Below are 11,007 nucleotides of genomic sequence, written 5' to 3'. Positions count from 1 at the left end.
GACCCAGGTGACGCCCGCGTCAGCCACCCGCATGAACATCGTCCCCTTCCAGTCCCTCGCCTGTCCGCTCGATGGCGCGCCCTTGCAACGCGGCGCTGCGGCGTGGCGCTGCCCGTCGGGCCACAGCTTCGACATCGCGCGCGAAGGCCACACCCATCTGCTGCCGGTGCAGAACAAGCGCTCGCGCGACCCGGGCGACAGCAAGGAGATGGTCGCCGCGCGGCGGCGCTTCCTCAATGCGGGCTGCTACCAGCCTATCGCCGCGGCGGTGGCGCGCACCGTGCTGCAGCACCTGCCCGCGGACACCAAGGCGGCCTGCCTCGATGCCGGTTGCGGCGAGGGCTATTACCTGCGCCAGCTCGCCGATGCGGCGGCGTCCGCCGGCGAGGGCACGCTGGCGCTGCTCGGGCTGGACATCTCGAAGTGGGCGGTGCTGTCGGCGGCGAAGCAGTTCCGCGACATGGGCTGGGTGGTGGGCAGCAATGCCAACCTGCCGGTGTTGCCGGCGACGCTGGACTGCGTGCTGTGCATGTTCGGCTTCCCCGTGCATGCCGAATTTGCCCGTGTGCTGAAGCCGGGCGGGCTGCTGCTGCAGGTCGATGCCGCAGCGGACCACCTGCGCGAGCTGCGCGAGATCATCTATCCCGCGCTGAAGCCGGAGCGCCCGTCAGTGGAGGGGCCGCCACCGGGGTTCGAGCGCCTTCCGTGCGAAACCCTGCGCTTTCCGCTGCATCTCGCCGACCAGGCGCAGATCGCCGACCTGCTGGCGATGACGCCACACCTGCATCGTGCCACCGCCGAAGGCCGTGCGCGGGCCGCGGCGCTGAGCGCGCTGGACGTGACGGTGGAGGTGCGGCTCGGCGGGTTCCTGCGGACGGCTGTTGATAAATAGATTTATCGCATTGCGAACATGTTATTAATCAATTGGAGCTATTGATTGCGGCGGCCTAAGATGCATCTCGTCTTCTCACCACCCGCAAACACAGGAGCGAATCGAATGGCGATCATCAACAGCACCGTCAAGCCCTTCCAGGCCACTGCCTACCACGAAGGCAAGTTCATCCCGGTGTCCGACGAGACCATCAAGGGCAAGTGGTCGGTGTTCTTCTTCTACCCGGCGGACTTCACCTTCGTGTGCCCGACCGAACTGGGCGACATGGCCGATCTGTACGCCGACTACAAGGCGCTGGGCGTCGAGGTGTATTCGGTATCCACCGACACCCACTTCACCCACAAGGCCTGGCACGATGCCTCGGACACGATCAAGAAGATCCGCTACCCGATGATCGGCGACCCGACCCATGCCATCAGCCGCAACTTCGACGTGCTGATCGAGGAAGAAGGCCTGGCGCTGCGCGGCACTTTCGTCGTCGATCCTGAAGGCAGGATCAAGGTTGCCGAGATCCACGACCTGGGCATCGGTCGCGACGCTGCCGAACTGCTGCGCAAGGTCAAGGCCGCGCAGTACATCGCGGCGCATCCTGGCGAAGTGTGCCCGGCGAAATGGACCGAAGGCGCCGAGACGCTGAAGCCGTCGCTGGATCTGGTCGGCAAGATCTGATCGCCGGCAGGTAACGCTGTACCTCCACCCGCCCGGGTGGAATCCAGCGTCAAGCGCACCCGCCCCGGGCGCGCTTGGCGATGAATTTCCCGGCATCCACTTGAGGAGAACGCCATGCTCGACGCCAACATCAAGACCCAACTGAAAGCCTATCTGGAGAAGGTCACGCAGCCGATCGAGATCGTCGCGTCGCTGGACGAGGGCGAGAAGTCGCGTGAAATGCAGGCCCTGCTCGCCGACATCGTCGGCCTCACCGACAAGATCACGCTCGTCGAGCGCCGCGACGACGGCGAGCGCAAGCCCTCGTTCTCGGTGAGCCGCAAGGGTGCCGACATGGGCATCCGCTTCGCCGGCCTGCCGATGGGGCACGAATTCACCTCGCTGATCCTCGCGCTGCTGCAGGCCGGCGGCCATCCGCCCAAGGCGGAGGCGGACGTGATCGAGCAGATCCGCAACCTCGAAGGCGAATTCCGCTTCGAGACCTACATCTCGCTGTCCTGCCACAACTGCCCGGAAGTGGTGCAGGCACTCAACCTGATGGCGGTCATCAACCCCAACGTGCGCCACACGATGATCGACGGCGCGCTGTTCCAGGAAGAAGTCGACGCCCGCAAGATCATGGCCGTGCCGACGATCTTCCTGAACGGCGAACATTTCGGCCAGGGCCGCATGGAGCTGGGCGAGATCCTGGCGAAAATCGACACCGGCGCTGCGGCGCGTGACGCCAGGAAGCTCTCGGCCAAGGACCCGTTCGACGTGCTCATCGTCGGCGGCGGCCCGGCCGGCGCGGCGGCGGCGATCTACGCCGCGCGCAAGGGCATCCGCACCGGCATCGTCGCCGAGCGCTTCGGCGGCCAGGTGATGGACACGCTGGGCATCGAGAACTTCATCTCGGTGAAGGAAACCGAAGGCCCGAAGCTGGTGATGGCGCTGGAAGAACACGTCAAGCAGTACGAAGTCGACGTGATGAACCTGCAGCGCGCGGCCAAGGTCGTGCCCGGCAGCGAAGACGGCAGCCAGCTTGCCGAAGTGCAGCTCGAGAACGGCGCCGCGCTCAAGGCAAAGACGGTGATCGTCGCCACCGGCGCGCGCTGGCGCGAGATGAACGTGCCCGGCGAGCAGGAATTCCGCGGCAAGGGCGTGGCCTACTGCCCGCACTGCGACGGCCCGCTGTTCAAGGGCAAGCGCGTGGCGGTGATCGGCGGCGGCAACTCCGGCGTGGAAGCGGCGATCGACCTCGCCGGCCTCGTCGCCCACGTCACGCTGCTCGAATTCGCCGACGAGCTGCGCGCCGACGCGGTGCTGCAGCGCAAGCTCTACAGCCTGCCCAACGTCACCGTGATCAAGAGCGCGCAGACCACTGAAGTGACCGGCACGGACAAGGTCAACGGCCTGGTGTACAAGGACCGCAGGACGGACGAGGTGCACCGCCTCGAGCTCGAAGGCATCTTCGTGCAGATCGGCCTGCTGCCCAACACCGACTTCCTCAAGGGCACGCTGGAGCTGACCCGCTTCGGCGAGATCATCGTCGATGCGAAGGGGCAGACCTCGGTGCCGGGCGTGTTCGCCGCAGGCGACTGCACCACGGTGCCGTACAAGCAGATCATCATCGCCATGGGCGAGGGCTCGAAGGCGGCGCTGTCGGCCTTCGATCACCTGATCCGCACGTCGGCGCCGGCGTAATCCCGGCGACCGGCAGGAGCGGGCTTGACCGCGACCCCGAGGGCATCGATCGCGGTCAAGCGCGCTCCTACGGCAAGGCTCCGGGCGCGTCCTGCGACGCGGCTGTTGCCGGGCTAGAGTTCGTCCAGACGCGCGCGCAGGCTTGCCGCCTGGGCGCGCGTTGCTTCTAGCGTCGCCGCGTCCATTTTTGCCAGTTGGCGGAAAACCATCCCAAGGCGCTGGTTGCCTTGCAGCCGAGCCTCGTGGCGGGCGAAGAAGTCCCAGTACAGCGCATTGAACGGGCAGGCGCGTGCGCCGGTGCGCGCCTTCTTGTCGTAGTGGCAGCCCTTGCAGTAGTCGCCCATGCGGTCGATGTAGGCGGCGCTCGACACATAGGGCTTGGTGGCGAGCAGGCCGCCGTCGGCGTACTGGCTCATGCCCAGCGTGTTGGGCAGCTCCACCCATTCGAAGGCGTCGATGTAGACGCCGAGGTACCAGCGATGCACCGCCTGCGGCGACAGGCCGGCCAGCAGCGCGAAGTTGCCGATCACCATCAGGCGCTGGATGTGGTGCGCGTAGGCCTGCTCCAGCGACTGGCCGATCGAGTGCGCGAGGCAGCGCATGCGCGTCTGTCCGCTCCAGAACCAGGCCGGCAGCGGCGCGTCGTGGCCCAGGGCGTTGTGCTCCACGTAGCCGGGCATGTGCGCCCAATACACGCCGCGCACGTATTCGCGCCAGCCCAGGATCTGGCGGATGAAGCCTTCGGCCGCGGCGAGCGGCACGCGACCGTCGCGCCAGGCCACTTCCGCCTTCGCCACCACTTCGCGCGGGTTCAGCATCTTGACGTTGAGCGCGAAGGACAGCAGCGAGTGGAACAGCCGCGTGCTGCGCAGGCTCATCGCGTCCTGGAAGTCGCCGAAGTGCGGCAGGGCCTCGGCGATGAAGGCGTCGAGCTGGGCCAGCGCCTCGTCGCGGTTCAGCGGCCAGGCCAGGCGGTCGGCGTCGGGATCGCCGAAGCTGGGCACGCCGGCGGCGACGATGGTCTGCCACAGCGCGGAATGGTCGTGCCGGACACGCGGGTCGGCGGGCACGTAGGGGATGCCCGGCCAGGGCTTGCGGTTGTCGTGGTCGAAGTTCCACTGCCCGCCGGCCGGCTTGCCGGCAGCATCCATCAGCACCCCGTGGCGCCGGCGCATGTGGCGGTAGAAGCGCTCCATCAGCCATTGCTTGCGACCTTCGAACAGCCGCGCGGCCTCGTCGCGCGCGGTGTAGAAGTGCTCGCTGTCGACCGCCTGCGCCGGGATCGCGAGCCGGCGGGCGTAGTCGGCGAGCTGCGCGTCCAGCCGCCACTCGTCGGGCGACTGCCATTCGAAGGCGGTGGCACGGTGGGCGACGATCGCCGCGTCGAGGTTGGCGGACAGCGACTGGCGGTTTTCCGCGTCGTCGATGGTGAGGTAATGCACGCGGTGGCCGGCCGCGCGCAACTGCCGCGCGAAATCGCGCATGGCGGCGAAGATGGCGAGGATCTTCTGCGCGTGGTGCAGCACGTAGTCGGTTTCCTGACGCACCTCCATCATCAGGTAGACGACGTCGTCGCGCCGGCTGTCGAACCACGAGTGGCGCGGGTCGAGCTGGTCGCCGAGGATCAGCCGCAGGCAGGTGCTCATGCGGTGCTCCTGGCACTGCGGCGGCAGCGCTCCGAGCACCACTTCACCTGTTCCCAGTCGCGCGCCCATTTCTTGCGCCAGGCGAAGGGGCGCCCGCAGTGGGCACAGGTCCTGGTCGGCAGGTCGGCTTTGCGGCGCATGCCCATTCACCACTCCAGGCTGAGCTGACGGTCGGTGCCCGCGCGGCGGGGGCGCCGCGCCTCCGGGCGCTTGCGCGAGCCGTGTTTCTTGACGATCGCCGCCTTGGCGGCGCGCACGTCGGGCTGGGCGCGCAGCGCATGCACGCGGGCCTTGGCGGCGCGGGTGGCGTCTTCCAGATCGACGAGCGGCGCGGCGATGTCCTCGCCCACGCGCACGCCGCAGCGCTGCTGGATGTCGGTCGGCATGCGCCACGGCTCGAACAGCCAGGCGTCGGGCACACGGCGCATCGCCGGCAGCCAGCGGCGCACGAACCGGCCCTGCGGGTCGTGGTCGCGCGCCTGCTTCACCGGGTTGTAGACGCGGGTGGTGTTGATGCCGGTGGTGCCGGACTGCATCTGCATCTGGCTCCAGTGGATGCCCGGCTCGTAGTCGAGGAACTGGCGCGCCAGCCATTCGCCGACCGGGCGCCAGTGCAGCCACAGCGGATAGGCGGCCACCGACACCAGCATCGCGCGCATGCGGAAGTTCAGCCAGCCGGTGTCGCGCAGCATCGCCACGCAGGCATCGACCAAGGGCCAGCCGGTGCGTCCGGCCAACAGCGCGTCGAAATGCGCCGGGTTCCAGTCCGGCTCGCGCAGGCCGTCGTAGCCGCGGTGCAGGTTGCGGAACTCCAGCTCCGGTTCGCTCTCCAGCTTCTGGATGAAATGGCAGTGCCAGTACAGCCGGCTGAGGAAGGCGGCGAGGCCCTTGCGGCGGCGCTCGTCAGCGGGCGGCAGCGCGTCGATCATGGTTCGCGTGGCCTGCACCACCTCGCGCAGGCTCAGGCAGCCCCAGGCGAGGTAGGGCGACAGCCGCGAGCAGGCGCTGGGCGCCGACAGCGGCGACGAGATGCCGCCGCGGTACTGGCCGCCGCGCTCGGACAGGAAGCTGTGCAGTACGTCGACCGCGGCGCTGCGCCCGCCTTGCTGGCGACGCGGCGGATCGTCTTCGGTGAGACCCAGTCCGGCGACGCTTGGCGGCGGCGGTTCGGTCCAGGGCAGCGAAGCGAAGCCGATGTGCGTGGGCAAGACATGCTGGGCGGCGGCGACATGCGCTTCCCAGCGCTCCTGCCAGGTGTCGCGGTCGCGCAGGCGGCGCACCACGCCGAACTGCGGGTACTCGTGCCAGGCGACGCGATGGGCCCGGCACCAGTCCGCCACCGCGCGGTCGCGCGCGTAGCTGGCGCCGTTGCCGGTTTCCTCGTGCGAATGCAGCGCATCGAAAGGCGCCAGCGCGTGCAGGCGGTCGAGCACCGCGACCGCCTCGCCGGTGACGACGTGCAGCCGTCCGCCATGCTGGCGCAGGGCGACGTAGAGCTCGCGCAGGCTCTCGATCACGAAGCGGTAGTGCTGGCAGGCCGCGTCCGGCTGCGCCCACAGGCTGGGCTCGACGATGTACAGGCACAGCACCGGGCCGCGCGCCGCGGCCTGCGCGAGCGCGGCGTGGTCGTGCAGGCGCAGGTCGCGCTTGAACCAGACGACTTGGTAGCTCATGTCCGATCGACGAGGGAGGCGGCGTGGCGGGGCACAAGGAGATCCCCTTCGATCGGATGATAGCCTGTCCGACCCTATTTGTCCTGGACAAATAGTGGACAAATAGGGTCATTGGAGCGCTACGTCAGCGCGTGACCCAGCCGCCGCACATTGGGAACACCTGGCCGACGAAGCAGTCCGCCGCCGCGCTGCTCAGGTAGGCGGCGAAGGCCGCGTCCTCGCGCGCGCCGACCAGGCGGCCGAGCGGCACCTCGCGCTGCAGGCGCTCCTGGAAGCGCGGATTGGCCTGCACCTCGGGCGGGAAGTAGGTGGGGTTGTCGACGAAGTTCTGCGCGATCGCGTTGACCTGGACATTTTGCGGCGCCATCTCCACCCCGAGCGCCTGCACATAGGCCAGTTGCGCGCCGCGCGCCGCGCTGTAGGTGGAGGCGCGCTTCATGCCGCGCAGCGCCGATGCGCTGCCCATCAGCAGGATCTTGCCGGCACGCCGGGCCACCATCTGTGGCAGCACCGCGCGGCATAGCCGCGGCAGCGGATCAACCAGGCAGCCGAACACCTCGGCCCACTCGTCGTCGGTGACGTCCACCGCCGGGGTGCTGGGCGCTGGCAGCGCGAGGTTGGCGACCACTACGTCGATCGCACCGCAGCGCGCCACCAGCGCCGCCGGTGCGTCGGCTTCGCGCAGCGACTCGGTGCTGGCGACGACCTCGGCGCCCTGTTCGGCGAACACTTCGCACAGCACCGGGCCCATGAAGGCGTCGGCCTGGGTGATCAGCACACGTTTTCCGGCGAGCGGGGCAGCGGCCATGATCGTCTCCTCAGTTCCAGCGGATGGGTACGGGCTCGTGCTGCACGTGGAGCGCGGCAATGGCCCGGTTCGGGTAGTCGGTGATGATGCCGGTGACGCCGGCGGCTGCCAGTGCCGCCATGCGGTGCGCGTCGTTGCAGGTCCAGGCGAAGACCATGCGGCCGGCAGCAGCGAGCTCGGCGATGTCGGCGCGGCTGTTGGGGTCCAGCGTGCCGCGCACCGAGCCGAAGCCGAGCGAATCCACCTCGCCATCGCAGCCGGGGTGGTAGGCGTCGGCGTCGAGGAGGGCGAGGTAGTCATTGATGTGCGCGAGGCGCTCGCTGCTCAGCACGCCGGTGGCGATGTCGACATCGAGCCGGCGCACTTCGACGAGCTGGGCGTGGTCGAAGGACGACACCAGCACGCTGTGATGCAGGCCGGCGGCGTGCACGTCCGCCACCACGCGCGCGGCGATGCCTTCATACAGGCGTGGGATGGACTTGATTTCGATGTTCAGCAGCATGTCGCGCTCCGCCGCCCAGGCCAGCAGCTCGCGCAGCGTGGGGATGCGGATGGCGCCGCTGCAAAAGCGCTCGCGCTCGGCAAGCGGCACGTGCGCGGCGAGTTCGGTGTCGGTCAGCTCGCGCAGGAAGGGTTGGCGCTGCGCCGCGGGCAGGCCCAGTTCGCGCACGTACCAGCTCCCGGCGTCGAGCTCGCGCAGTTCCTCCGCGCTGAAGTCCGAGATGAATTCCCCGGCGAACAGCGGGAATTCGGAGGCGACGTCGGTGCAGCGCGCGAGGCGGTCATCGTGATGCACCACGACCACGCCGTCGCGCGACAGGTGCACGTCGAGTTCCACCATGTCGCAGCCGAGCGCAGCCGCCTTGTCGAAGGCGGCGAGGGTGCTCTCCGGCGCGAAGGCGCGCGCGCCGCGATGGCCGACGATGAGTGGGCGACCCGCGGGCAGCGGACGGCCGGAAGGAAACTGCAGGCGACGAGGCTGCGGCATGCGGGTCTCACGTGTGGGGTCTGCTTGGCTTCTGCCCTGATTCTATTGGGCTCGACGGCAAATACCTACCTGCACGCAGCGGCAGCGGACTGCGCTGTGACTTGGCTTGGTCGATCGCGGTCAAGCCCGCTCCTACGGGGACGGAGGCGCGGCTTCGCGTTGTCCGGGCGGCCGCGCTGTGACCTCGCGGGTCGATCGCGGTCAAACCCGCTCCTACGGGGACGGAGGCGCGGCTTCGTGTTGTCCGGGTGGCCGCGCTCGAGCGCGCTCCTGCACGGGGCCGCAGCGCTGGGTAGGGTTTTGTAGGAGCGGGCTTGACCGCGATTCGGTGTGGCCACGCGAGCGCAGCGTGCCCGGTCAGCGCTGTACGTCCTGTGCCCGCAGCCACTCCAGCACGCCCTGCCCGGCTGCATTGCCGGTGGCGAAGCAGGCGGTGAGCAGGTAGCCGCCGGTGGGTGCTTCCCAGTCCAGCATCTCGCCGGCGACAAAGACGCCGGGCAGCGCGCGCAGCATGAGGTGCGCGTCCACTTCGCTGAAATCCACGCCGCCCGCGCTGCTGATCGCCTCGTCCAGCGGCCTTGCTGCGACCAGGCGCATGGGCAGCGCCTTGATGCCGGCGGCGAGCCGGGCCGGATCGGCGAAATCCGCGGCCGGCAGGCACTCGCGCAGCAGCGCCGCCTTCAAGCCCTTGATGCCCGCCTGGCCCTGCAGGTGGCTGGCCATCGAGCGGCTGCCGCGCGGGCGCGCGAGATCGGCTGAAAGGCGCTCCAGGCTGCGGCCGGGCGCAAGGTCGAGCTGCAGTACCGCCTCGCCACGCGCAGCGATGGTGTCGCGTAGCGGCGCCGACAGCGCGTAGATCAGGCCGCCCTCGATGCCGGTGGCGGAGATCAGGCACTCGCCGGCGCGCTCGACGGTCTGGCCATTGGCGTCGGTGAGGCGGCCAACGACCGACTTCAGCGGTTCGCCGAGGTGGCGCGCCAGCAGGTGCTCGCTCCAGCCAATGCCGTCCGCTCCTCCCGCGGCGACGTCGAAGCCGCAGTTGGCCGGCAACAGTTCCGCGACCCGGATGCCGCGCTGGCGCAGTGTCGGCACCCAGGCGCCGTCCGAGCCCAGCTTTGCCCAACTGCCGCCGCCCAGCGCCAGCACCACCGCATCCGCGCTGGCGAGGCGCTCGCCGTCCGGCGTGGCGAAGCGCAAGGTGGCCGGCGCGCGTGGGACGGCGTCATCCTGGGCGCGCCAGCCCAGCCAGCGATGGCGCACCGCGAAATGCACGCCGGCGGCGCGCAGCCGGGCGAGCCAGGCGCGCAGCAGTGGTGCGGCCTTCATCTCCTGCGGAAACACGCGACCCGAGCTGCCGACGAAGGTGGTGACGCCCAACTCGTGCGCCCAGGCGCGCAGCGCGTCGGCGTCGAAGGCGGCGATCAGCGGCTCGAGCACCGCGCGGCGCTCGCCGTAGCGCGACAGGAAGGCGTCGGGCGGCTCGGAGTGGGTCAGATTGAGCCCGCCGCGGCCGGCGAGCAGGAACTTGCGCCCGACCGAAGGCATTGCGTCGTAGACGGTGACCTCGGTCGTGCCGGAGAGCACTTCGCCCGCCATCAGGCCCGCCGGACCGCCGCCGATCACGGCGACCCGCGGGCGGCGGGCGCTGCCTGCGCGCACCTCACTCATGCGCTGGGGAAGTGGCGGCGGAAGCCCTCGGGCGCCGGCGCGATCTTGCGCACGTCGTAGTCGAAGAACACGATGCCGTGCTTGCCGCGCGCCACGTCGCGGCCGCTGGCCTTGTCGCGCATGCGCCAGACGACGTCGCAGCCGTACTTGTTGAAGTCGTCGGCGCCGATCTCCACGACCATGGTCTCGCCGTGGAAGGCTTCCGACAGGTATTGCAGCGCCGCGTCGGCGACGATGATGCCCAGGCCCTCAATGTTCAGTTCGCCGTAGCCCATGGACTTCAGCCAGCGCACGCGCGCCTCCGATACCAGGGACAGCAGGCGGGCGTTGTCGAGGTGATTGCCGTGGTTCATGTGCTCGACGTAGAGCGGGATTTCGGTCGAGAACGGCAGCGATTCGGGTAGTTCGATCTTGATGCGGGCCATGTGCCGGTGCGGAGCCTGGGTTGTCTTGACTGGAAAGCAAACGCGATGGACCGGGCTGCCGGCCCATCGCGTGTGTGCCGCTCAGGCCTCGGCCGGGATGCGCAGCACCTGGCCCGGATAGATCTTGTCAGGGTGGCTCAGCATCGGCTTGTTGGCCTCGAAGATCGCCGGGTACTTGTTGGCGTTGCCGTAATACTGCTTGGCGATCGCCGACAGCGTGTCGCCGCGTACCACGGTGTGGAAGCGTGCTTCCGCGGCCGGGGCAGCGACCGTCATCTGGTCGCTGACCTGGCCGACGCCCGCGACGTTGCCCGCGGCAAGCAGGATCTTCTCCTTGGTGGCCTGGTCGGGCGCAGTGCCGGATACCGTCACGGTGGAGCTGGCGCCATCGAAACTCACCGCCAGATCGGCGGGGGCCAACTGCAGGGCGACGATGTAGTTGCGGATCGCCTCGGCGGCCTTGGCGTTGGCGGCGGGATCGGTTCCGGCAGCATGCGCTTCGCCGCTGCCGAACAGTTTTTCACCGGCTTCCTTGATGAACGAGAAAAGTCCCAT

11 protein-coding genes are annotated in these 11,007 nt (G+C 69.1%); 3 read left to right on the top strand and 8 right to left on the bottom strand.

Annotated elements, in window-relative coordinates; genetic code table 11:
• Window positions 1-31: 31 nt before the first annotated feature.
• From GH664_RS05175 to ahpF, 3 genes are all read left to right on the top strand, one after another.
• Window positions 32-892 (top strand): putative RNA methyltransferase, encoded by an 861-nt coding sequence (locus tag GH664_RS05175; protein WP_153167176.1) that lies wholly within the window; start codon window positions 32-34, stop codon window positions 890-892.
• 105 nt (window positions 893-997) lie between these two features.
• Entirely contained in the window at window positions 998-1,561 is a 564-nt protein-coding gene (ahpC, locus tag GH664_RS05170; protein WP_153167061.1) for an alkyl hydroperoxide reductase subunit C, read from the top strand.
• Window positions 1,562-1,675: 114 nt separating this feature from the next.
• The gene (ahpF, locus tag GH664_RS05165) at window positions 1,676-3,244 is read left to right on the top strand and encodes an alkyl hydroperoxide reductase subunit F (protein WP_153167060.1); all 1,569 of its coding nucleotides are present in this window, start codon (window positions 1,676-1,678) and stop codon (window positions 3,242-3,244) included.
• 113 nt (window positions 3,245-3,357) lie between these two features.
• Here ahpF and GH664_RS05160 read toward each other — a convergent pair whose 3' ends face one another.
• The 8 genes from GH664_RS05160 to lysM form a co-directional block, all read right to left on the bottom strand.
• Window positions 3,358-4,890: a cryptochrome/photolyase family protein gene (locus GH664_RS05160; protein WP_153167059.1), complete on the bottom strand. Its 1,533-nt coding sequence runs from the start codon at window positions 4,888-4,890 to the stop codon at window positions 3,358-3,360.
• On the bottom strand, window positions 4,887-5,036 hold the full coding sequence (locus tag GH664_RS05155; protein WP_153167058.1) for a DUF2256 domain-containing protein: 150 nt from the start codon (window positions 5,034-5,036) through the stop codon (window positions 4,887-4,889). The genes GH664_RS05160 and GH664_RS05155 overlap by 4 nt, the downstream gene beginning before the upstream one ends.
• Window positions 5,037-6,563, bottom strand: coding sequence for a cryptochrome/deoxyribodipyrimidine photo-lyase family protein (locus GH664_RS05150; protein ID WP_153167057.1), 1,527 nt, complete (start codon window positions 6,561-6,563; stop codon window positions 5,037-5,039).
• A 124-nt stretch (window positions 6,564-6,687) separates the two neighbouring features.
• Window positions 6,688-7,371 carry an SDR family oxidoreductase gene (locus GH664_RS05145; protein ID WP_153167056.1) on the bottom strand — a complete coding sequence of 228 codons (684 nt, stop codon included), beginning with the start codon at window positions 7,369-7,371 and terminating at the stop codon, window positions 6,688-6,690.
• Window positions 7,372-7,381: 10 nt separating this feature from the next.
• The gene (locus tag GH664_RS05140; protein ID WP_153167055.1) at window positions 7,382-8,359 is read right to left on the bottom strand and encodes a glycerophosphodiester phosphodiesterase family protein; all 978 of its coding nucleotides are present in this window, start codon (window positions 8,357-8,359) and stop codon (window positions 7,382-7,384) included.
• 357 nt (window positions 8,360-8,716) lie between these two features.
• On the bottom strand, window positions 8,717-10,027 hold the full coding sequence (locus GH664_RS05135; protein ID WP_153167054.1) for a TIGR03862 family flavoprotein: 1,311 nt from the start codon (window positions 10,025-10,027) through the stop codon (window positions 8,717-8,719).
• Window positions 10,024-10,452 carry a thioesterase family protein gene (locus tag GH664_RS05130; RefSeq protein WP_153167053.1) on the bottom strand — a complete coding sequence of 143 codons (429 nt, stop codon included), beginning with the start codon at window positions 10,450-10,452 and terminating at the stop codon, window positions 10,024-10,026. Before GH664_RS05130 ends, GH664_RS05135 begins: the two co-directional genes overlap by 4 nt.
• Before the next feature lie 81 nt (window positions 10,453-10,533).
• Window positions 10,534-11,007, bottom strand: coding sequence for a peptidoglycan-binding protein LysM (gene lysM, locus GH664_RS05125; protein ID WP_153167052.1), 474 nt, complete (start codon window positions 11,005-11,007; stop codon window positions 10,534-10,536).

Origin of the sequence: Thauera sp. 2A1 (assembly GCF_009469595.2) — a bacterium.
Lineage (GTDB): Bacteria > Pseudomonadota > Gammaproteobacteria > Burkholderiales > Rhodocyclaceae > Thauera.
This window is presented reverse-complemented; position numbering and strand designations above follow the sequence as displayed.